The organism is Pseudomonas sp. BNK-7, assembly GCF_048072025.1.
GTDB lineage: Bacteria > Pseudomonadota > Gammaproteobacteria > Pseudomonadales > Pseudomonadaceae > Aquipseudomonas > Aquipseudomonas danubii.
Genome location: NZ_CP182252.1, coordinates 4449855 through 4475116 on the forward strand (window position 1 = coordinate 4449855; position 25262 = coordinate 4475116).

The 25262-nt window shown below is 65.7% G+C and carries 3 protein-coding genes and 1 pseudogene (1 of these 4 only partly in view); all 4 read left to right on the top strand.

Features of this window, described 5'->3' with window-relative positions; all coding sequences use genetic code 11:
* Positions 1–11255, top strand: the 3' portion of a protein-coding gene (locus ACMGF8_RS20385) for an SDR family NAD(P)-dependent oxidoreductase (protein ID WP_416757015.1). It extends 892 nt beyond the left edge of the window; 11255 of the gene's 12147 nt are visible here — the last part of the coding sequence; the start codon falls outside the window, past its left edge; it ends in the stop codon at positions 11253–11255.
* The gene (locus ACMGF8_RS20390; RefSeq protein ID WP_102865047.1) at positions 11252–12661 is read left to right on the top strand and encodes a cytochrome P450; all 1410 of its coding nucleotides are present in this window, start codon (positions 11252–11254) and stop codon (positions 12659–12661) included. The genes ACMGF8_RS20385 and ACMGF8_RS20390 overlap by 4 nt, the downstream gene beginning before the upstream one ends.
* Before the next feature lie 578 nt (positions 12662–13239).
* Positions 13240–19770: pseudogene (locus ACMGF8_RS20395) on the top strand (SDR family NAD(P)-dependent oxidoreductase); the annotation flags it as partial.
* A 125-nt stretch (positions 19771–19895) separates the two neighbouring features.
* Positions 19896–25214 carry an SDR family NAD(P)-dependent oxidoreductase gene (locus ACMGF8_RS20400; RefSeq protein WP_416757016.1) on the top strand — a complete coding sequence of 1773 codons (5319 nt, stop codon included), beginning with the start codon at positions 19896–19898 and terminating at the stop codon, positions 25212–25214.
* The last annotated feature ends 48 nt before the right edge of the window (positions 25215–25262 follow it).

The window sequence follows — 25262 nt, forward strand, 5'->3', positions numbered from 1 at the left end:
ACGGGGTGATTTGCGCCTCGGGAATGAACCAGGACGGTGCCAGCAACGGCATAACCGCCCCCAGTGGCCAGGCCCAGGAGCGCTTGATCTGCGAGCTGTATCGGCGTTTTGCCATCGATCCCCGGCAGATCAGCTACGTCGAGGCCCATGGCACCGGCACGCCCCTGGGTGATCCGGTGGAGGTCAATGCCCTGGTCCGGGCGTTCCGTCAGTTCACCACCGACACCGGCTATTGCGCCCTGGGCAGCGCCAAGGCGCACATCGGCCATGCGTCGGCGGCGGCCGGGGTGGTCAGCCTGATCAAGATCCTGCTGTCGATGAAGCATGGCCAGTTGCCGGGGCTGTTGAATTTCCAGCAGCTCAACCCGCGGATCGAACTGGCGGGGTCGGCGTTCCATATCCACCCCGAGCCCCGGGAATGGCTGGCCGAGGCGCCGAAAATGGCGGCGCTCAACTCCTTTGGCCACAGCGGCACCAACGTGCACATGGTCATCCGACAAGCCCCTAAGCCTGCGGCCGCGCCGCTCGGCCACGAGCCGCGCCTGTGCCTGCTGCCGTTGTCGGCACGCACCGCCGACAGCCTCAAGCGCTATGCCCGGCGTGTGCGCCAGGCCCTGCGAGATCCGGCGCTGCGCCTGGTGGATCTGGCGTACACCCTGCAAACCGGGCGGCAGGCCCATGCCCACCGCTTGATCATCCTCTGCTCGGACAAGGAGCAACTGCGCCAGCAACTCAATGACTGGCTGGACGGCCACGCCTCCCGCGACGTCTATTGCGGGCAGATCGACACCGCAGAGGGGGGCGACATCGAGCTGCCGGACAGCGCCGAGCCACAGCGCCTGCAAGCCCTGGCTCAAGCCTGGGCCGCGGGAGGCAAGCTCGACTGGGACAGCTTCAATCGCCAACACCGGGGCGACGCCCGCCGAGTGCACGTGCCGGTCTATCCCTTTGCCCGGCAGAATTTCTGGATAGCGCCGGCGCAACGGGGCGCGGCGGCGGGCACGGTCAGCGCCGAGGGCTCTTGCGTCCCGCGCCAGTTGCATCCATTCCTGGCGCGCAACACCTCGGACCTGCAGCGTCAGCGCTTTACCAGCCGCTTTGATGGCGAGGAGTTTTTCCTCAAACAGCACGTGGTGGGCGGGCAACGGATTTTTCCTGGTGTCGCCCATCTGGAAATGGCCCGGGCGGCGGTGGCGATGGCCACGCCAGGGCAACAGCCAACCCTGACTCAGGTGGTGTGGCTGCGGCCCTTGATCGTCGGCGCCCAGCCGCGCCAGGTGGATATCGAACTGATCCAGGATGAGGACGGGGCGATCCGCTTCGAGATCTCCAGCCGCGAACTCGATCCGCTCACCGGACAAGCCACTGCACAGGCGTTGCTGCACAGCCAGGGCCTGGCCGCTTTCACTTCGCCGCCAGCCCGGCAGGTGGATCTGGCGGCGCTCAAGGCGCGGATGAACGGCGGCCAGTTGAGCGCCGAGCAGTGTTACGAGGCCTACCGGGCCATGAGCTTTGCCCACGGCCCGGCCTATCAGGGCCTGGAGTCGGTGCACCTCGGGCAGGGTGAAGTGCTGGCGCAACTGCGATTGCCCGCCTGTCAGCGCGTTGGTTTTGAGGACTATGTGCTGCATCCGTCGCTCATGGACTCGGCGCTGCAAGCGGCCATCGCCCTGAGTCTGGGGGCCGACGTGGTGCTGAGTGAGGACCAGCGGCAGCACTTGCCGCCGTTGACCCGACCAACCCTGCCGTTTGCCCTGGAAGGCTTGCAGATTCTGCAACCCAGCAGCGAACGGATGTGGGCTCGGGTCAGCTACGCCGAACGCCGCGACGATCAGCAGGCCGATAGCGGTTTGCAGCGTCTGAACATCGAGCTGTTCGATGCCCAAGGCACCCTCTGCGTCTTGATGCAGGGCTTTACTTCAAGGGTGCTGAGCGCCCCGAGCGAAGCACCAGGCGCCGAGCCTGAGTTGCTGGAAACCCTGTTGTTCCAGCCCCAGTGGCTGGAGCAGGCGGCTCCGACGCTGCCCGCGCCGATCCTTGGCCAGCGCCTGATCCTGCTCAGTGGCTTTGATCCGCAGTTGGCCGCCCAGGTGCAGCAGCAACTGAGCACCCAGGACGGCGCTTGCCAGTGCACGGTGCTGGAGGCTCCCGATCAGGACTGCGCGGTGGACTATCAACAGCTGGCCCTGGCGCTGTTGCAGCAGATCCGTGGGCTGCTGGCCGGCGGTGGCGGACGCCGCCTGCTCCAGCTGGCGGTGCATAACCCGCGCGGCGAGCGGATGAGCGGCGGCCTGGCGGCAATGCTGCGCAGCTTGCAGCTGGAGGCGCCGCAGGTGCGCGGCCAACTGATCGAGCTGGATCAACCATCGTCACTGGCACAACGGCTGGCGGAAAATATCGCCGCCGGCGATGTCGCCATCCGCTACCGGGAAGGCCGGCGCCAGGTTCAGTGTTGGCGGCCATGCCCGCCGGTCGACCTGGCGATCGACGCGCCGTGGAAGGACCGCGGGGTGTACCTGATTACCGGTGGCCTCGGCGGCCTCGGCCGGCTGTTTGCCCAGGCCATCGCTGCCCGTGTCAGCGACGCCACGCTGATTCTCACCGGCCGCTCGGCATTGGCCGCAGGCGGCTTGGCCGGGATTGATGCGGGCCGCAACCGGGTTCACTACCAGTCGCTGGATGTCAGCGACGCCCAGGCGGTACAGCGGTTGATCGACGGGATTGTCGCCGAGCACCACGGCCTCGACGGCGTGCTGCACTGCGCCGGGGTGATCCGCGACAGCCTGCTGATCAACAAGCAGGATGACGAACTGCGCCAGGTGCTGGCGGCCAAGGTCGCCGGCAGCCGCAACCTGGACCTTGCCAGCGCTGGGCTGGCGCTGGATTTCTGGATCTGCTTTTCCTCCGGGACCGGTGTCGTCGGCAACGTCGGCCAGGCGGACTACGCGGCCGCCAACGCCTTTGTCGATCACTACGCCGCTTACCGCCAACAGCTCACCGCCCAGGGCCTGCGCCAGGGCCAGAGCCTGGCGATCAACTGGCCGCTGTGGAAAGAGGGCGGCATGCAGGTCGATGCCGCCACCGCGCAGCACATGGCCCAGAGTACCGGCATGGTGGCCATGCCGAGCAACGCCGGGATTCACGCCTTGCGCCAGTGCGTGGCGCTGGCCTTGCCCCAGGTGCTGGTGATGCACGGCCGGCGCGAGCCGATGACCGCGCTGGTCAACGCGGCCACCGCCGCGGCAATGCCGGAGCCACAGCCACAAGCGCTCTCAGCGCAGCCGGCATCGTTGTCGGCTGCAGCGCAGCAGGCGGCGCCGCTGACTGAAGCCTTGCAGCGGGCGCTGATCGAACAGGTGTCGGCGCAGATGAAGATTCCCGCTGGCGATATCCGTCTGGATGTCGAGTTCAGCCAATACGGCTTCGACTCGATCAGCCTGACCACCCTGGCCAATACCCTGAAACAGCAATGGCGACTCAACCTGGCGCCGACGATCTTTTTTGAACACGCCACAGTCGGCCGTTTCTGCGCGTACCTGGAGCGCGAGCATCAGGCGGCGCTGGCTCCACGATTCGCGCCGCAGGCCAGCGCAGCGCCAGCCGCCGCGGCCCAGCCCCGGCAGCAAGCGCTGCCAACGATGGCCCCGGGGCCAGGGGACGGCGTCAGCGGAGTCAGGCAAACGCCACCGGCAAACCGCATCGATGACGAGATCGCGGTGATCGGTATCAGTGGCCGCTTTCCCATGGCCGAGGACGTCGAGCAGTTTTTCCATAACCTCAAGGACGGGCGCGACTGCATCAGCGAGATTCCCGCCAACCGTTGGGACTGGCGCGAGTACTACGGCGATCCTCATCGCGAAGTCGACAAGACCAACGTCAAGTGGGGCGGTTTCATCCACGGCGTCGATCACTTCGACCCGCTGTTCTTCGCCATTTCGCCACGGGAAGCGCAGTTGATGGACCCGCAGCAGCGGCTGCTGATGACCTATGTCTGGCTGGCCATTGAAGACGCGGGCTACGCCAGCGCCGATCTGGCGGGCAGTGACACCGGGATCTTCGTCGGCACCGGCGTGACCGGCTACAGCAGCCTGATCGCCAAGGCCGGGATACCGGTGGAGGGCTACAGCGCCACGGCGATGGTGCCTTCGGTCGGCCCCAACCGCATGAGCTTCCTGCTGGATTTTCACGGCCCGAGCGAGCCCGTGGAAACCGCCTGTTCCTCGTCCCTGGTGGCGATCCACCGCGCCGTTCAGGCGATCCACAGTGGCGACTGCGCCATGGCGGTGGTCGGTGGGGTCAATACCCTGATCGCCCCCGAGGCGCAAATCAGCTTCAGCAAGGCCGGGATGTTGGCCCTGGACGGGCGCAGCAAGACCTTTTCGGCCCAGGCCAACGGCTATGCCCGTGGCGAAGGCGTGGGGATGATCGTGCTGAAAAAACGGGCCCAGGCCGAGGCCGATGGCGACAACATCTACGCGCTGATCCGCAGCACCGCGGAAAACCACGGCGGCAAGGCCAACTCACTGACGGCGCCCAACCCGCGGGCCCAGGCCGAGCTGTTGAAGTCGGCCTACCGCAAGGCCGGCGTCGATCCGCGCAGCGTCGGCTACATCGAGGCCCATGGCACCGGCACCGAGTTGGGCGACCCGATTGAAATCAACGGCCTGAAAATGGCCTTCCGCGAACTCAACCAAGAGCTGGGCAACGAGGCGTTGGCGCAGGGCTACTGCGGCGTAGGCTCGGTGAAGTCGAACATGGGGCACCTGGAGCTGGCGGCCGGGATCGCCGGGGTGATCAAGGTGCTGTTGCAACTCAAGCACAAGACCCTGTTCAAGAGCCTGCATTGTGAACAGCTCAACCCTTACATCGAACTCGACAACAGCCCGTTTTACGTGGTGCAGCACAATCGTCCATGGGCGGCCATCCAGGACCGCCAGGGCAACCAACTGCCGCGGCGGGCGGGGGTCAGCTCCTTCGGTTTTGGCGGTGCCAATGCCCATGTCCTGCTGGAGGAGTACCGCGCACCGCAGGTGGAGCGCCCGCTGCTGGCAACCGGCGCGCGAGCGTTTGTGCTGTCGGCCAGAACCCCGGAGCGGCTGCGTGAGGCTGCCCGTCGCCTGGCAGCGTTCATCGGCGCACGAGCGCATCAGGAGCCGCTCGAAAGCCAGGCCTACCTCGATGATCTGGCTTATACCCTGCAAGTGGGCCGCGACGCGATGCAGGAGCGGGTGGCGCTGTTGAGCGATTCCCTGAGCGATCTGCAACGCCAGCTCGATGACTTTGCGGCGACCGGCAAAGCCCTGTATCGCGGCGTCTCCGAGAGCGACAACCCGGCCCTGGCACTGTTTCGCCAGGACGAGGACATGGCCGGTGCACTGGCGGCCTGGATCGACAAACGCAAGTACCCCAAGTTGCTGGAACTGTGGGTGCAGGGCCTGCAGATCGACTGGCGTCAGCTCTATCCAAGCAATCGCCCGCTGCGGCGCCTGAGTCTGCCGGGCTATCCCTTCGCCCAGGAGCGCCACTGGGTCACAGACCTGGCCGGCGCTGCAGTGCCCGGCCGTGGGGCGCCGGCGGCGTGGCTGCACCCGATGCTTGAGCGCAACACCTCGGACTTCTACCAGCAGCGTTTCAGCAGCCGCTGGCAGGGCGACGAGGGCTGGTTCGTCGACCATCGGGTCAACCAGTGCAACACCATGCCCGGCGTCGGCTATCTGGAAATGGCCCGGGCCGCGGTGGAGCGCTCGCTGGATCGGCAGGCAGCGCAGAGCGGCACGCTGCAATTGAACAACGTCGTCTGGTTGACGCCCTATACGCCGACAGCGGAGCACAGCGAGCTGCATGTCGCACTGACACTGGAGCAGCACAAGATCGACTTCAGGATTTATTCGGACGCCGAGGGCGGGGTGCTTGAACACTGCAAGGGCAGTGCCCAGGTGATTGCCGCAGCCCAGGTGCCGGCGCTGGATCTGGCCACGCTGTGCGCGGCGTCCTGGCAGCGCAGCCTGGAAGCGCACGAGCTGTATCCGCTGTTTGCGGCGATGGGCATTGACTACGGCCCTGGCCATCGCGGTGTGTCCCAGCTGTGGTTGGGCGAGGGCAGGGTGCTGGCCCGCCTGGAGCTGGCGGCAGAGGGTTTTGCGGGGGATTGGGTGTTGCATCCGGGCATGCTCGATTCGGCGGTCCAGGCCTCCATCGGTCTGTTGCAAGACCACCAGGGCACAGGCCAGACGCTGCTGCCTTTCGCCCTTGAGCACGTGCAGGTGTTTGCCCGGTGCCAAGCGCAGATGTGGGCACTGATCAGCCTCGACAGCCGTCACCCGGGCAGCGCCGTGCAGCGGATCGACATCCAACTGTGCGACGCCCAGGGCCAGGTGGCCGTGGCGCTGCGCGGTTTCAGTTCCCGGCCCATGCGCGATGGCCGCGGACAGCCGCTGGCGCAGGACAGCGAGCCCGTGCTGCCGGCAGGCTTGAGCCTGCTGGCCCCGCAATGGCTGATCGCCGACAGCCCGGCCAAGGTGATGCAAGCCTTGCCGACGCTGGCCATTGGTGCGTCCGGTGATCAGCGCGACTGGCTGGCCGGGCTGCATCCACAGATTCAGTTCATGCCGACCCAGGCGTCCACCCTTGAGGCGCTCAGTGCTCAACTGGCCGCTTGTGCACCGTTCCAGCGCCTGATCTGGCTGGCTCCGGCGCAGCAGAGCACGCTGATGCTGTTCCGCTTGATCAAGGCCCTGCTGCAGTCGGGGTTTGCGCAACAGGCCTTGCAGCTGCAACTGATCTTCAACACCAGTGTTGCCGTGCACCGCGATGAACCCCTGGCGCCGGAACAGGCCGCCTGCCACGGGCTGGCCGGGTCCCTGGCCAAGGAGCAAACGCTGTGGCGGGTGGAACTGATGGACCTGCCGGCCCACGGCCAGGCACTGCCACAGACGCTGCCTGAGCCCGAAGTGGCCGGGGAATGCCTGGCCTGGCGTGACGGCCAATGGTTCTGCCAACGCTTGTTGCCACTGGCCGAGCGCGAGCCGGCCGAAGCGGGCGCCGTGCAGTACCGCGAAGGTGGCGTGTATGTGGTGATCGGCGGCGCCGGAGGCATTGGCCAAGTGTGGACCCGGCATCTGATCAGCCATTGGCGGGCCCGGGTGGTCTGGCTCGGCCGCCGCACCGCTGACGACAGGATCAAGCACTCATTGGAGCAACTGGCACGGTTGGCCCGGCAACACAACGCCGCGCCGCCGCTGTACATCCAGGCCGACGCCACGGACATCGGGCAATTGACCCAGGCCCGGCAGCATGTGCTCGAGGCCTGCGGGCCGATCAATGGCTGGGTGCATTCGGCCCTGGTACTGGACGATGGACGTCTGGCGCAGATGGACGAAGCGCAGTTCAGCGCGGTGTTCGATGCCAAGCGCCTGAGCAGCAGCGCCCTGGCGCAGGTCTGTGCCGCGGTGGACAACCCGGCGCTGGATTTCGTGCTGTTTTTCTCATCCATGATCGCCTTCAGCCGCGCTGCCGGTCAGAGCAACTACGCCGCCGGCTGCGCCTTTACCGATGCCTTGGCAGCCCAGCTCAGGCAGCGCGGCGGCTGCCCGGTCAAGGTCATCAACTGGGGTTATTGGGGTTCCGTGGGGGTGGTGGCCGATCCGGGCTACCGGGCGCTCATGACCGCCCAGGGCCTGGGTTCCATCGAACCCCAGGAAGGCATGGCGGCGCTGCAGCGGTTGCTGGCCAGCCCCTTGCCGCAATTGGGGCTGGTCAAGTTGCTGGAGCCCCGGGCGATTGCCGGCATCAACGGCCACTGGCAGCTCGATTGCTACCCGGCGCAAGCCGTACTGGCGGGCGCCGACTGGGTGCAGGTTGCCCAGGGCGCGGGCCCGGCGCCGCAACATCATCCGGCGGCCAACGAGATGAACCGGCTGTTGCTGGCTCACATCTTCGCCTGCCTCGGCGCCCTGGCCGCCGGCGGGCCGCTGACCGAGCAACGGATCGCGGCCGATCCGGCGGTGGCGGCCAATCTGCGGGCCCAGCCGTTCTATCGCCGCTGGCTGCGCGAAAGTCTGGATTGGTTGGTGCAAAACGCTGATATCGATGAGCAGGGGCAGTTGTTGTCGGCCCTGCCTGATCAGGCGGCGTTGTCGGCGCAATGGCAGCTGGCCAGTGAACAATGGTGCCAAGACGCCGACCTGCAGGCGCAAGTGCAACTGTTGCAGACCTTTGTCCGGGCATTGCCGGGCATTCTGCGCGGTGAGCAGTTGGCTACCGCAGTGATGTTCCCCAACGGCTCGATGGACCTGGTGGAGGGCATCTATAAAAACAATCGGGTCTGCGATTACTTCAATGCCGTGCTGGGCCAGGTGGTCGTTGATGTCGCCCGCCGTCAGGCCGCTAACGGCCAGCCGCTGCGGATTCTGGAAATCGGCGCCGGCACCGGCGGCACCACTGCGGGGCTGATAAACAGCCTGGGCCCGTGGCAGCAGGGCATTGCCGAATACTGCTACACCGACCTGTCCCAGGCGTTCCTGAACCATGCCCAAACGCATTTCGCGCCGCGGGCGCCTTACCTGCGCACGGCGATTTTCGATGTGGGCAAACCCTGCGCCGAGCAAGGCATCCGCCTGCAGCACTATGACCTGGTGATCGCCACCAATGTGCTGCACGCCACCCCCGACCTGCGGCGCACCCTGCAAAACGCCAAGACCGCGCTGCGCCGGGGCGGGCTGCTGGTGCTCAATGAAATCAGCGACCGTTCGCTGTTCACCCACCTGACGTTCGGCCTGCTCGAAGGCTGGTGGCTGCACAACGACACGGCGCTGCGCATTCCCGGCTGCCCTGGTGTGTACCCCGAACGTTGGCGGCAACTGCTGCGGGACCAAGGTTTTGAGGACGTTGCCTTTCCGGCCTCGGCCAGCCATTCCCTGGGCCAGCAGATCATCGTTGCCGCCAGCGATGGCGTGGTCTGCCTGCCGGCCCGGGTCGACGTCGCGCCGCTGCCGGTCGCGCCCCAGGCGCCAAACCCCGGCCCCGAGGCCGAGATGGAAGAAGAGGTACTGGCCGGACACTGCCGGCAACTGATCACCGAGGTGCTGGCCAAGCTGGTGAACATGGCGCCCGAGCGTTTGCAACGCGACACCGCGTTTGATCGCTATGGCATCGATTCCATCCTGCAGATCAGCCTGATCCAGGCGCTGGAAAAAAGCGCCGGCGAGCTGTCGCGCACCCTCTTGTTCGAACACAACACCATCAATCAGCTGACCCGCTACCTGGTGGCCGAACACCGGCCGGCGCTGACCCGTCATTTTGCCCCGCAACTGGCCGAACGCCCGGCACCGCTGGCACGGGCCGAGGTGCCGCTGCCGGCCCGTGGTCACACCCAGCTGCGGCCCGCGCCGCATGCCTCAGGCAGGGTCGAGCCTCGGGCTGGGAGCCGCGACATCGCGATTATCGGGGTCAATGGGCGCTATCCGATGGCGGCTGATCTGGACGGGTTCTGGGACAACCTGCGCAACGGTCGCGACTGTATCAGCGAGGCCGGCGCTCAGCGTTGGTCAGCGGCCTTGAATGGCGATCAACGCTACTACGGCGGCTTCCTGGACCAGGTCGAGGCCTTTGATCACCAGCTGTTCGCGATTTCCGACGCCGAGGCGCAGCACTGCTCGCCGCCGCTGCGGCAGATGCTCGAAGTGGCCTGGCTGACCTTCGAGAGCGCCGGATACAACAGCGATGCCCTGGCCCGGTTCCAGCAGGACGACACGCAGGCCATCGGGGTGTTCATCGGCTCGATGTACAACCCGTCCTCGCTGCGCGAGGACCCAGCTGCACAGGCGGCGATCAAGGCCAATGTCACCGACTGGCAGTTGCCCAACCGGATTTCCCACGCGTTCGATCTCAAGGGCCCGAGCCTGGCGGTCAACAGCGCATGCGCCAGTTCCATGTCGGCGATACATCTGGCTTGCCAGAGTCTGTTGCAGGGCGAATGCGCGATGGCCATGGCCGGTGGCGTCAACCTGATCCTCGATCCGTCCCGCTACCAGACCCTCAAGCTGGCCAATCTGCTGGGCAGTGGCCAATCGTGTCGCGGCTTTGGCCAGAGCGACGGCATGCTGCCGGGGGAGGGAGCCGGCGCCGTGCTGCTCAAACCATTGGCAGCGGCCGTGGCCGATGGCGACCGAATCCATGGGGTGATCAAGAGCACCGGCGTCAATCATGGTGGCGGCAAGCTGCAGTACTCGGCCCCCAATACCCGCCAGCAAGCCCGCCTGATCGCCCAGACCATCCAGCGCGCAGGCTTGCAGCCGGCGCAGATCAACTACGTGGAAGCGGCGGCCAATGGTTCGGAACTCGGCGACCCGATTGAAGTGGCAGCGTTGAAAAAAGTCTTTGCCGAACTGGCGCCGGGCAGCTGCGCGCTGGGCACGCTGAAGTCGAACATCGGTCACCTTGAGGCCGCCTCGGGGATCTCCCAGCTGACCAAGGTGCTGCTGCAACTGCAGCATCAAATGTTGGCGCCCTCGATCAATGCCGAGCCGTTGAACCCGCATATCCGTCTGGACGGCAGCGCCTTTTACCTGCAACAACAGGCGTCGTCCTGGGCCACGGATGACAGCGGCCAGCCGCGCCGCTGCCTGATCAACTCCTTTGGCGCAGGCGGCACCTACGCCAGTCTGGTGCTGGAGGAGTATCAGCCAGCGCGACCAGCACTGAGCCCCATGCCCGGCGAGCAACTGCTGATCGTCGCCGCAGCCAGCCGGGGCAGCCTCTTGGCCTATCTGAACAAACTTCAGGGATTAATCGATGGGAATCGGCCTATCGATCTGTCAGATCTGGCCTACAGTTTAGCCCTGCGCGAACAGCGTCTGGCTCATCGCGCCGCCTTGGTGGTGGATGACTGCCAGCAATTGCGGGCACGCCTGACATTGTTGTTGGCCGGCACGCCGGATAACGGCTGCTGGCTATCACCGCTGGATGGCATTGAAGAGGCTGAGCCGCAAATCGCCAGCGGATCACTGGCGCAAAAGGGCGAAGCCTGGTGTCGCGGCGCCGAACTGGATACTTCGGCGCTGTTTCCCCAGGGCGGCAATCGAATGCAACTGCCCGGTTATGAGTTTGAGCATCCACCGGCGCCGCCCCAGTCGGCCACGGCGCCCAGCGCGTTGTTCTCCAGTGATCTGTACCGGCGCATCAGCGGCGGTGAGCTGGACGCCGCGCAGTTTGCCCAGTTGCTCACCGGCACCACCACTGAACAGGGAAGGTTATGAGCCAGATTGAAGACACCACCGCAACCGCGCAGAGCACGGCCGACGCTGCCCAGCCGCGGCTCAAGGCTGCCCGACCACTGGCGGCCAGCATCAAGATCAAGGACGGATTCCCGGTGATGCCCGGCAAGATCCCCTTTCTCGGGCACGTGCACAAGATTGGTAAGGACGCCCTCGGCGAGTTGCGTCAGGCCGAGGCCGCGTGCGGGCCGATGTTCTGGACCTATTTCGGCAGCCAGTTGCCGGTGCTGCAAATCGTCGACGAGGCGGGGCTGGCGATCCTGCAGAACAAGTACACCGACAATTCATTCCTGCGTGAACAGATGCCGGTGATTACCGGGGAGGCGATGAACGCCTTCGATGGCCCGCGCCACCGCAATGCACGCAAGGCCAGCACCGATGCCTTCACCCCCAAGGGCCTGACCCGCGCCAAGGTGGGCCAGTTCATCGTGGAAACCATCGATCAGCGGCTCAAGCACTGGAGCCGGGAAAACCAGCTGGCGATTTTTCCCCAGACCAAGGACATCGCCCTGGAAGTGGTATTCCGGATTCTGGGGATTGCAACCCACGAGCTGGAGTTGTGGCGTCACCAGTACGAGGAGTTCTTCCTCGGCATGATTCCGTTGAAGATCAATCTGCCCGGTTTTCCGGCGTGGCGCTGTCGCAAGGCGCGGGGCTGGCTGGAGCAGCGAGTGGCGCAGATTGTCGCCACCACACGGGCCAACAATGATCACGACAGCCTGGTGGGGGCGATGATCCTGGGCCGCGATGAACAGGGCAACGGCCTGTCCGAAGTCGAACTGGTGCACAACATTCTCGGGCTGGGGTTTGCCGGTTCGGAAACCACCGCGGCGGTGATGGCCTGGTCGGCGCTGATGCTGTCGCAGCATCCGGATGTCTGGCAGCAGCTGTGCGAGCAGGTCGCCGGGCTGGAGAGCCTGCCGGTGACCCACGAGGAACTGGTCAGGCAAGTGCCGCTGGCTGAAGGGATATTCCGTGAAACCATGCGCCTGTACCCACCGGCGCCCTTTGAAATGCGCAAGGTGCACACCGAGTTCGAGTTGCTCGGGCAGAGGATTCCCGCCGGGGTCATGGCCGGGGTCAGCCTGCTGCACGTTTCCCGCAATCCCGAACGCTACCCGGACCCCGACAGCTGGCGACCGGAGCGTTGGCTGGGCCTGGACCGTGCGCTGAATCAGGTGGAAACCTGCCAGTTCGGCGGCGGCCCCCATGCCTGCCTCGGGCGCCATGTGGCGGCGCTGGAGATCACCCTGTTTATCGCCATGCTGGCCCGGGAGCTGGGGCCCAAGGGCAACGTGCCGCGCCTGGTGGGCAAGATGCCGCCACCGGCCTACCTGCCGTTCCTGCGGCCTTCGAACAAAGCCTTCCTCGACTTCAGCGGCGCCTGAGGCGGCAAGGCGCAGAGTCGATTTCGTATTGCGAGCACTATCAGAACCAAGGATTGGAGAGAGCAGTGGACAGTAAAATCAGGGTTCTGCATGGCAAGATCCAACGGCAGGAAATCAGTGTCGAACAAGCGGCGCTGGAGTTCGAAAGGCTAAGGGCCCAGGCGCTGCAAGAGCCGGCGCCACGACGGATCGAAGCGCCACCGGCCAATGCCGAGCTCAGCGCCGCCGCCGTGTATCACTACGATGAACCGTGCCTGCGCGATCACCAGTTCAATCACCAGCAGATACTCCTGGGGCTGACCTACGCCAGCCTGGCGCTGGAGCACGGGCTGGGCCAGCTCAGCGAGGGCCAGGTGCTGCAGTTGCAGAAGCTGACGTTTGCTGCACCCATGGCCCTGGCCGCAGGCGAACAGCTTGAAGTGGCGATCCGTGCCGGGCAGCCCGGGTTCGAGGCCGTGTGCCGGCGCACGCCGCTGGAGCCCTGGCAGGTGGTGGCCAGTGGCGAATTGTTGGCGGTCGCGGCGGCGTCCCTGCCAATGAGCTCCCCGTCAGTGCCGCCAGCTGAGCTGCGCGCCGGCATGACCGCGGTGGAACTGGAGTCGATCTACCGGATCAGCGAGCAACTGCACATTGGCCAGAGCTATCGCACCCTGCAAGCGCTCTACCTGCAAGCCAACGGCCGTGAGGCGGTGGCGCGGGTGCTGCTCAAGGATGAGCGCCACTACGCCTTGCATCCATTGCTGATCAACAGCGCCTTCATGACCCTCATTCCCCTGTTGGCCGCGGAGCAACTGGCCAGTCATTACATTCCCCTGGGGATCAAGTCCCTGACGTTTCATCGGCACCAGGCCCCGGCCAGCGGTTGGATTCATGCCCGTTTGCTGAAGAACTCCGGCGAACTGCTGTTGTTCGACGCTGACTTGTACAGCGACGACGGCGCATTGATTGCCCAGTTCAAGGGCTGCTCGCTCAAGCGCCTGCGCAGCGCCGACCTGGTTGCCCCTCAAGCGCCGCACCGGACCGGCAGTGCCGCCGCGGTGGAAGACTATCTGCTGGCTCAGTTGCACGGCATTGGCGCGAACCAGGTGGGCAAGCAGCAACGCCTGCGCAACCTGATGGACCTGGGGCTCGAATCCGTGCAACTGGTGCAGTTGGCGCAGTGCATCGCCAGCGCGGCGCAGATCGAACTGGAAGCCACGGTGTTCTTTGAGTACCCGAGCCTCGCCGAACTGGCGACGTTTCTCTGGCAGGAACACCCCACGGCGTTCATCAGGCTGCTGGAGGAGCAGAGCGGGGCGGCGGTGCAAGTGCAGGTCGACTGGCCAGCGCAGCCTGTGACGGGGCCCGACGTGATCAGCCAAACCCAGGCCACGCCCCAGGCGGGCAAGCTGCCCCAGAGCGATATCGCCATCATCGGCCTGCACGGGCAGTTCGCCGAAGCCGGGGATCTGGATCAGTTCTGGCGCAACCTCTGGCAGGACCTGGAGCTGATCAAGCCGGTGCCGGCAGATCACTGGGACATCGAGCCCTGGTTCGACGCCGATCCCGAGGCCCAGGACCGGACCTATTCGCGCTGGGGCAGCTTCATCGCCGACGTCGACCAGTTCGACGCCGGCTTTTTCAACCTGTCGCGCCGCGAAGCCCAGTGGATGGACCCGCAAGTGCGGCTGCTGCTGCAGAGCGCCTACACCTGCGCCGAACATGCCGGGGTGATTGCGGGGCTGCGCGGCAGCAACACCGGGGTGTTCATCGGCTCTTGCTTCAACGAATACCTCGACAAGATCAGCGAACTGGGTCTGCCGATGGACCCCTACATCGCCACCGGCAGCGGCACCATCGCCGCCAACCGGATCTCGTTCTGGTTCGACTTCAAGGGGCCGAGCCTGATGTTCAACACCGCCTGCTCCTCGTCGCTGGTGGCGTTGCATGCCGCCTGCATGGCATTGCGCAACGGCGAGTGCGGGATGGCCTTGGTCGGCGGCAGCAACTTGCTGCTGTCGTCCTGGCACTATCGCTACTTTTCGGCGATCCGGGCGCTGTCGCCAACCGGCCGCTGCCACACCTTCGACGCGCGCGCCGATGGCTATGTGCCCGGTGAGTGCGTCGCCACGCTGTTGCTCAAGCCACTGGCACAGGCACTGGCCGATGGCGATCCGATCCATGGCGTGATCAAGGGCTCGGCGGCCCTGCATGGCGGCTACACCCCCTCGCTCACCGCGCCGAGCGTGGCCGGGGAGGAAAACGTCATCGTCCAGGCCTGGCAGAACGCCGCGATCGATCCGCGCACCCTGAGTTACATCGAGGCCCACGGCACCGGCACCCGGCTCGGCGACCCGATCGAGATCAACGCGCTCAAGCGCGCCTTTGCCCGCTACACCAGCGACCGGGGTTTCTGCCATATCGGTTCAGTGAAGGCCAACATCGGCCATACCGAGGGCGCTGCCGGCATTGCCGGGGTGCTCAAGGTGCTGCTGCAGATGAAACACAAAAAGCTGCCGGCACTGGGGCATTTCCAGCAGCACAACCCCCATATCAAGCTCGAAGACTCGCCGCTGTTGATCGACACCCAGGGCTGCGACTGGCCGGAACAAGCCACGCCGCGGCGCGCGGGCGTCAGTTCATTCGGTTTTTCCGGGACCAACGCCCATGCGGTGCTGGAGGAGTATCGCGAGCAACGCACGTTCGCCACGCACCAGGGACAGACGGTGCTGGTGCCCTTGTCCGCGCGCAATGAACAGCGTCTGCAGCAGCAGGTGGTGCGCCTGCTCGACTACCTCAAGCAACACAGCCCTGACCTCGCCGCGCTGGCCTACACCCTGCAAACCGGGCGCGAAGCCATGGCGGCCCGGGCGATTTTCAGCGTGGACAGCCAGGAGCAACTGCAACAGCAACTGCAAGCCTGGATCGATGGCCAGCGCGCCGACCCGCCAGCCGTGCCGCTGATGACCTGCGAACAGGCCCTGGCTGCGGCTGACTTGGGGCAACTGGCGGCGCTGTGGCTCGCGGGGGCAGACACTGAGAACGGCATCGACTGGGCGCAGCTCTATGGCAGCGGACGCCGTCCCGCGCGCATCGGCCTGCCGGGCTACGCCTTTGCCAAAGACCGTTACTGGCTGGAAGCGCCGACACCCACCGGCGCAACCACGACGCCTGAGACCTCGCTGCTCACCTGCAGCGAACAGTGGCAGGACGTCGAGGAACCCATTGGCGGCGCCGGGATCAAGCGGCTGATCTGCCTGTTGGCCGAGCCAGGTCTGCGTCGGCAACTGGCCGATGAGGTCCAGGCCCTGAGCCCGGACACCGAGCTGCTGTTCGTCGCGCCCGGCCCGCTCAATGAACGTGACCAGGAGGGCCATTACCGGGTGGCGGTGCATCACCCGCACCTGCTGCAGCAAGGGCTGCAGCAGGTGCTGGGCAGCGCCGTTGCGACCCGGGTCCTGTATCTGTGGGGCATGGACGATCGCCGCTGGATCAGCGACAGCAGCCCGATTGTCGCCTTGCTCAAGGCCATGGCTGTCACCGCCGCGCCGGTGGCGCGACTGTTGCTGGCAGGCCGGGCCAGCAATGGCCTTGAGCGTTGTCACCTGGAGTCCTGGATCGGCTTTGAACGCTCCCTGGGCAGCCTCATGGCGTGCGCCGTCGAGGTGGCCATCGACGTGCCCGGCGCGGGTGCCGACGAGCGTCGCTGGTTGCAGCGCCTGTGGCGGCAACTGAGCGGCCAGCCGGCGGGTAGCCGGCTGTACCGCGGCACGCGGTCCCAGCGCCCGGTCCTGATAGCGGCCCCCGTGGAAGCTGCCGCCGAGCCGCTGGCCCTGGACCCACTCAATACCCTGCTGATCACCGGCGGCCTCGGCGAACTGGGCTTGTTGCTGGCGGGCGAGCTGTCGAACCGCGCACGACTGCGCACTGACGGTCGATTGCAGTTGTTGCTTAACGGTCGCTCGCCACTGTCGGCCACCACCCGGGCACGGATCGACGCACTGAGCCATGAGCACTGCCGGGTGTTCCATGTCCAGGCCGATTGCGCGGATCGCTCGGCGCTGACGGCGGCATTGGCCCCGGTACTGGCGCAGAGCGGGCCGATCGATGGCCTGATTCATGCGGCCGGTCTGCAGGCCAGTGGCAGTGTTCTGGCCAGTTCGCCAGAGGCATTCGCCGCAGTGCTCAATGCCAAGATCGGGGCCACTCAGGTGCTGGACCAGGTGCTGGCGGAGCAACCCCTGGCGTTGATCTGTCATTTCTCCTCCAGCTCGGCGTTGCTGGGGGATATGGGCGCGTGCAGCTACGCAATGGCCAACCGTTTCCAGCAGGCCTATGCCCGTTACGTACAGCGTGGGCGTGCCCGGCGGGTGGTGGCGATCAACTGGCCGCTGTGGCGCGAGGGCGGCATGGCGCTGGGCGAGCGCGAGTCCACCGAGTTCTACCTCAAGTCCAGCGGCCAGCGCATGCTGGAAAGCGCCGAGGGCCTGGCATTGCTGCGCCAGATTGTCGGCAGCGATATGCCGCAGGTCCTGGTGCTGGCAGGCCAACCGGCGCGCTTGCAACAGCTGCTGGAGGGGATCAATCAACCGGCGGCCAAAGCCGCGGCTGGCCGCCCGGCCGCCGTTCTGCCACGCGCCCCGGCCCACAGTCGCCCCGAACTCAAGGGCTTGAGCCTGGAACAAGCCCTGGCCTGGGACCTGCGGGAACTGGCAAGCCGGCCGCTGCAGGCCGAACGGCAGAGCCTGGGGGAGGCGTGCAACCTCGCCGACTTCGGTTTCGACTCCATCAGCCTGGCCGAATATGCCGGGCTGTTGAACCGTCACTTCGGCCTGACGTTGACCCCGGAAGTGTTTTTCAGCCATTCGACCCTGGCCAAGCTCGCCGCGCACTTGCTGGCGCAGCACCGCCAGGCGGTTGAAGCCTGCTACCTGCACCCCGCGTCTGGCCCGCAAGCCGAGCCAGAAGCACAAGCAGAAGCACAGCTAGAAACACAGCCAGAACCACAACCCGAAGCACAACCGGCAGCACTGACGAGCTCTGCCAGCGCCTCCGCCCCGGCCACCGAGGCCATGGCCATCATTGGCATCAGCGGCCGCTTTCCCGGTGCCCGCACAACCGATGAGTTGTGGCAGGTGCTGGCCGAGGGCCGTGACATGGTCGGCGAGATTCCGCCCGAGCGTTATGACTGGCGCGAGCATTATGGCGACCCCCGGGAAAACCCGACCAAGACCCGCTGCATCTGGATGGGCAGCGTGCCGGGGATCGACGAGTTCGATCCGCTGTTTTTCGAGATTTCACCCCGCGAGGCCACCCACCTCGACCCCAGGCAGCGCCTGCTGTTGCAGGAGTCCTGGAATGTCCTGGAGGACGCCGGCATCGGCCCGCGTCAGCTGGCAACCCAGCGCGTCGGCATGTTCGTCGGGGTCGAGGAGGGCGACTTCCAGCGCCTGGCAGGCGAAGAGAGCCTGACCTCCAGCCATAACGGCATTCTGGCCTCCAGGCTGGCGTACTTTCTCAACCTCACCGGGCCCACCATGGCCATCAACACCGCCTGCTCGTCGGCTTTGGTGGCCTTGCATCAGGCGGCCTCCAGCCTGCGCAACCAGGAATGCGAGATGGCCATCGCGGCCGGCGTCAACCTGATCTTTTCCGCGGATGCCTTTATCGGCATGACCCAGGCCGGGATGCTCTCGCCGGATGGCAAGTGCTTTGCCTTCGATCATCGGGCCAACGGCATGGTGCCGGGGGAAGCGGTGTGCTGCGTGCTGCTCAAGCCCCTGGCCCGCGCCGAGGCCGATGGCGACCGGATCTACGGCACATTGCGCGCCAGCGGCCTCAACTACGATGGCAAGACCAACGGCATTACCGCCCCCAGCGGAGTGTCCCAGCAGCGTTTGCTGGAAGAGGTTTATCGCCGCGCCGGGATTGATACCCAGGCGGTGGACTACATCGTCACCCACGGCACCGGCACCCAGTTGGGCGATCCGGTGGAGATCAACGCCCTCAACGATGCCTTTGGCGGCAACAGCCCCGGCCATTGCGCCCTGACCTCGACCAAGACCAACCTGGGCCATACCTTCGCCGCATCGGGGCTGGTCAGCGTCATCAGCCTGTTGCAGGCGCTGCGCCACGAAACCATTCCGGCCAGCCTGCATTGCGAGCAGGAAAACCACTACATCCAGTGGCAACAGAGCCCGTTCTACGTCAACAAGGCCAACAAACCCTGGCCCCAGGCCGGACGCGACCGCGAACGCCTTGGCGCGGTCAGTGCCTTCGGCATGAGCGGCACGAACGCCCACGTGGTTGTGCAAAGCTACAGTCAGCGCGCCGACGACGCGGCACTGCGGCGTCCCTGCTACGTGCTGGTGCTGTCGGCCAAGACCGCCGAGGCCCTGGAGGAAAAAGCCGCACAACTGAATGTTGCGCTGGAGCAGGGCGGTTACCAGGATGCGCAGATGCCTGCAATCAGCCATACCTTGCACGAAGGGCGGCATCACTTTCGCTATCGCCTGGCACTGGTGGCCGCGGATCTGGAAGAAACCCGCTACGGCCTGCAGTGCTACCTGGCCGGCGAGAAACGGCCCAACCTGTTTGCCGGTGAAGTGGAACGCGACTTTGCCCCGCGCAAAACCGTGGTGCGCTACATCGAGCAGTTGCTGGACGACAGCCTGACCTGCCATGACGACGAGCTGCGCGAACTGTTGTCGGGGCTGGCGGACTGCTACCGCCAAGGTTATGAGATCGACGGCCGGCGCCTGTTTGCGGCGCCGCCCACTCGGGTTTCGCTGCCCGGTTATCCGTTTGCCCGCGTGCGCTACTGGCCCCAGGCGCGCCCGCGTTCGGCCGCCGCTGCCGGGCAGGCCAAAGAGCACCTGCACCCACTGCTGCAGCGCAATGTCTCAACCCTGGCGCGCCAGTGTTTTGTCAGCCGTTTCAGCGGTCGGGAGCGCTTTCTGGCGGATCACCGAATGGGCGATCAGCTGATTTTCCCCGGCGCCGCGTACCTGGAAATGGCTCGCGAAGCGATTGTCCGGGCCAGCGAGCGGCCCATGCAGCAGGTCACGCTGCGCAACCTGGTGTGGTTGCGGCCGCTGGCCTTTGCCCAGGGCGCAGGCGCTGGCGAAGTCGAGCTGTTCTGTGAGTTGACGCTCAGCTCGGGGGACAGCCTGTCATTCAGGATCTACAGCCTCGACGGCTCGGTGCAGCAGTTGCATGCCCAGGGCGACGCGCTGCTGGCCGATGTTGCCCCCCCATGCCGGCGGCGCTGGATCTGTCGCAACTGGCCGCTGAGTGCAACCTCGGCGAGCGTAGCCATGACGCGTTGTATCGCGACTTCGAGTCCATGGGTGTGCATTACGGCAGCAGCTTCCGGGCGGCCGGGCAGATCCTCATTGGCCAGAACCGGGTGCTCGGCCAGTTGTCCAGCGCAGCCCTTGATCCGCAGATGGATGGCGTGCCCTTGCCCCCGGGGATACTCGACAGTGCGCTGCATATCGCCACGACCCTGGGTGCCGGGCAACAGGCGGCCGCTGCGGCACTGCCCTTTGCCCTGGAAAGCCTGCGTCTGTACGGCTCGCTCGAACAATCCCTGCGCCTGGCGCCGTTGACGGTGATCGCCAGCCGCCGCGCCATGCCGGATGGCGCGGCGGTGGACAAGGTGGATCTGCAGATTTGCAACCATGCCGGCGCATGCCTGCTGCACCTGGAGGGCTTCAGTTCGCGGCGCACCGGCGTTGACGCCCCGGCGGTATCCACATTGGCGCCGCCGGCGAGCGGCGAAGCACTCGGCCGTTTGATCCGCACCCCGTACTGGCAACCCCTCGACAATCCAGGTCAAGCGCTGCCCAGCGATGCCCGGCCCCAACTGCTGCTGTTGGGGCTGCCGGACGCGGTCGTAGCGGATGTGCGGCGTCAGTTCGGCCCGCAAGTCAGCGTATTGCCCGGTGCACCGGGGGCGAGCGGCGCGGCGCACTACCAGACAGCGGCACTGGCCCTGCTTGAGTGCTTGCAGCAACGCCGCGCCGGGACTGGAGATTACCTGCAACTTTATGTCGGCCAGGGTCAGGACGACCTGCGCCTGACGGCCCTGGACGCGTTGCTGAGTACGGCAATGATTGAAAACTGCGAACTCAAGGCCCGGCTGGTGGCGGTGGACCCTGACATGGGCGACGCGGCCATGAGCCAGGTCATCGCCCGGCAGAGTCGCTTTCATTGCGGGCAACGGGTGCGGGTCTTCGCCAGCGGCAGCCTCTACGCCCATCAATGGCGCGAACTGGCCGTGCAGCCGGCGCACGCCGATGAACCCGGGGCATTTCGCGATGGCGGGGTCTATGCCATCACCGGAGGGGCCGGCGGCCTGGGCCTGGTCTTCGCTAGGCAGATCGCCAGCAGTTGCCGCAACCCGGTGCTGTACCTGGCGGGGCGTTCCCAACCCAGTGCGGCGGCTCAAGGGATGTTCGAGCAACTGCAGGCGCTCGGTGCCCGGGTTGTGTACCGGTCGCTGGACGTCAGCGACGCCGCGGCGGTCAGCCAGTGGATGGACGGCATTTACGCTGAACAGGGCCAGTTGCACGGGCTGATCCACAGCGCGGGGGTCATCCGCGACAGCCTGATCATGCACAAGTCCGCCAGCGACTTTGCCCAGGTGCTGGCGGCGAAAGTCGCCGGTATCGAGAACCTGGATCAGGCCATCGGCGAGCGACCGCTGGACTTTATGCTCTGCTGTTCGTCCCAGGCGGCAATGGGCAACCTGGGGCAAGCGGACTATGCCAGCGCCAATGCCTGGATGGACGCCTACATGCATTACCGGCAGAACCTGGCCGCCGATGGCAAGCGCAAAGGACGCTCGCTGAGCATCAACTGGCCGTTGTGGCGCGACGGCGGCATGGGCCTTGCGCCGGTGATCGAACAACAGCTGCGCGAACAGTTGGGCATCGTGCCGATGCCACAGGCCGAGGGCCTCGACAGTTTGCGCCAGCTGTTGAGCCAGTCGGTCCACCCTCAGGCCTGGGTGGTGTATGGCCAGTTGTCGCGGCTGGCGGGCATTGGCCTGACGCCCGCTGTCCCGGCGCCGGCTGCGCACCAGCCTGCACCGCAGCCGGCCAGCGGCGCGGCGCAGTTGAGCGACAGCGAGCTGCGCACCTACATCGCGGCTTTTGTCACCCGGATCATCGCCAAGGTGACTCAGATCGATGAGGCGAAAATCCATCCGGCAGAAAAGTTCGAGGTCTACGGCTTTGATTCGATCATGGCCGTGGGGGTGACCCATGAACTGGAAAAACACCTGGGCTCACTGCCCAAGACCCTGTTGTTCGAACACGTCAACATTGCCGGCATGGTGGAGCACTTCGCGGTCAAGTATCGCCAGCGCTTTGCCGCGCTGCTGGCAGATGAGCAGCAACCGCTGCCGGCCGCCGGCCCTGCGGCGCCTTCAGCGCAGCCACTGGCTGGCAAGCGTTTCGCCGTTGCCAGCAGCACGGCCACCTCGCCCGCCCCAGAGCCGGTGGAGGACAGTGACCTGGCGCAGTACGTCGCGGTGATCGGCCTGGGCGGCTATTACCCCGGTGCGGACAGCATCGACCAGCTGTGGCAGAACCTGGCCAACGGTGTCGATTGCATGAGCGAGTTCCCCGCCGAGCGCTGGGATCACCGCAAGCTCTACTACAAGAACCGTGATGTGCTGGGCAAGAGCACCTGCCTCAACGGTTCCTTCATCAAGGACGTGGACAAGTTCGACTACAGCTACTTCAAGATGCCCAAGGTCTATGCCGATCACATGTCGCCGGAAGTGCGACTGTTCCTGCAGACGGCGGTGCACACCTTCGAAGACGCCGGTTATTCGCGCGAAACCCTGCAAAGCCGCTATGGCGGCAACGTCGGCGTGTTGCTCGGTGCCATGAGCAACGACTACCACTACTACGGTTTCGAACACAATCTGTCCGGCGGTTCGATCGCGTCCGGCTCGGGCATGGCCACCATCCCGATGACGGTGTCGTATTTCTACGGCCTGACCGGCCCCAGCCTGTTTATCGACACCATGTGCTCGTCGTCCTCGACCTGCATTCATAGCGCCTTCCAGATGCTGCGCCACGACGAGACCATGATGGTGCTGGCCGGTGGCCTGAACCTGATGTACCACCCCTACACGGTGGTCAACACCTCACAGGGCAACTTCACCTCGATCACCTCGCAATCGGTCAACAGTTATGGGGTGGGCGCGGACGGCACGGTGATTGGCGAAGGGGTGGGAGCGGTGCTGCTCAAGCGCCTGGACCGGGCGATCGCCGACCGCGATCAGATCTACGGGGTGATCAAGGGCTCGGCGATCACCAACGCCGGCGAACGCAACGGCTTCAATGTGCCCAACCCCGACCTGCAGACCCTGGCGATTCGTCAGGCAATGGAGCAGGCCAAGGTGCACCCGGCGTCGATTTCCTATGTCGAGGGCCACGGTTCCGGCACCCGCCTGGGGGACCCGATCGAGGTGCTGGGGCTCAAGAATGCCTTTGCCGTCGACACCGACGATAAGCAGTTCTGTTACCTGGGTTCGATCAAGTCGAACATCGGCCACCTGTTGGCCGCCTCGGGCGTGGCCGGGCTGACCAAGACCCTGCTGCAACTCAAGCATGGGCACATTGCGCCGTCGATCCATTCCGGTGTGCTCAACCAGGACATCGACTTTGCCGATACGCCCTTCATGGTGCCGCAGCAGTTGACCCAATGGCGTCGCCCGGAGCGGCTGATCAATGGTGAACTGCAGCGCTTTCCACGGCGGGCCGGATTGACCTCGATTGCCGCCGGGGGCATGAACGCTCACCTGATCGTCGAGGAATACCCGCAGCCGGCAGACGCCGCCGGGCAGATCGCCGAGGAGCACCTGGCGTTTGTGTTCTCGGTGCACAAGCTGTCGCTACTGGTGGAAAACCTCAGCCGTCTGCGCGACTGGCTGGCCAGCAGCGACGCCTCGCTGGCACAGATCGCCTACACGCTGCAGGTTGGCAAGAACAACCTGCGCAACCGCCTGGTGATCCGGTGCGACAGCCGCCAGGCGCTGCTGGAGGCGCTGACCGCCTGCATCGACGGGCAGTACGGCGGCAACATCTTCTACCGCTTCCAGGAAACCGCTGCGGCGCAGCTGCCCGAGGGCGACGGGCCTTTGACTTCACGCTTGAAGCAGTGGCTGGGGGGAGACAATCAGGTCGATTGGGCCAGCCTGTATCAGCGCCAGCCTCAGCGCATCAGCCTGCCGGCCTACGCGTTCGAAAAAAACCGCTGCTGGTACACCGAACCGGACTACGAGTCGGCCATCATCAATCCGCTGATGTTCACCGGAAAACTGCACCCCCTGGTGGCCGAGAACTGCTCGACAACCCAGCCCGGCGCACTGTTTCGCACCGACTTCGTCCCGGCGCAATTGCTCGATTACCTGTACCAGGCACCCGGTGGGCAACGCATCAGCGCCTTCAACTTTGCCGATGTGGCCCTGGCGATGCCGGCGCTGGTGTCAGGGTTTGCCGGCTGCACCCTGTCGGTGTCCTGTGCGTTCGAGCACTTCGTCGCCGACTGGGCAAGCGTCAGCGGGCTCGCGTATCGCTTGCTGGAAATCGATGAAGGGCAGTTGGAGCTCGAGTTCGATGTGCAACGTCCGGGGCAACCGTCACTCAACCTGGGGTTTGCCCTGATCAACCCGCTGACCGGCAACGAACCGGCACTGGCCCAGTCGCTGCTGGACGCTGCCAGTGAGTTGCTGAACCAGACGCAGGCTGACGCCAGCTTGAGCGACGCCGATATCAGCCAGCGACTGGCCCAGGCCGGTTACGACTTTGCGCCTTACCTCGATCACCAGGGCAGGGGGGCCATCAGCCGCAGCGGCTTGCTGCTGGAGGGCCGGCCACCGATCAATCGGCACAATCACCATGCCGACAACCTGCAGCTGTCGCCCTACCTGGCGACCACCCTCGACAAAGCGCTTTATCTGCTGCTCGAAGAACTGGGACTGCCACAGGCTCGGGTCATCGTGCGCAACATCGAGCAGCTGTGTTGCTACGAGCCGCCCGCCGGGCCGTTTTCGGTGGTGCTGACGCAGATCGACCTCAGCGGCGACGCCCTGGGGTTCAGCGTGCTGGTGCTCGATCAGCAGGCGCGGATCTGCCTCAAGGCCGATCGGGTCAGCTTGCACCTTGGCGAACAGGAGCGGGCGCATGTCCATCGGGATCACCCCTGGCTGGCGGGGGCGCTTGCCAACGACGCCGGCGTGCCGGTCGCTCCCAGGCCGCAGCCCGTGGCCACCACGCCCCCGGCGCAGGATGGCCAGGCTGAAGCCGCCTTCGGCACGCAGATTCTGGCGTTTATCCAGCACCAGTTGCAGCACAAGCTGGGGTTTGCGCCGCAGGAGATCGGCGAGTCGGCGCAGGTCCATGACCTGGGGCTGGATTCGATCATGGTGATGCAGCTGACGGACAGCCTGAACAAACACTTCGGCACCCGGCTGATGCCGGACCTGTTCTATGAAAAGCAGCAGTTGGGCGAGCTGGCGGCAAAACTGCAAGCGGTCCAGGAACCATTGCATTGATCTGAAGAATTGACCCGGCTGGCCAGGCCGCCGGGTAAACCAGGACGG

Excerpts from the sequence above, each read along its gene's own strand:
- ACMGF8_RS20390 (WP_102865047.1), top strand. The coding sequence starts at position 11,252 with ATGAGCCAGATTGAAGACACCACCGCAACCGCGCAGAGCACGGCCGAC.
- ACMGF8_RS20400 (WP_416757016.1), top strand. The coding sequence starts at position 19,896 with ATGCCGGCGGCGCTGGATCTGTCGCAACTGGCCGCTGAGTGCAACCTC.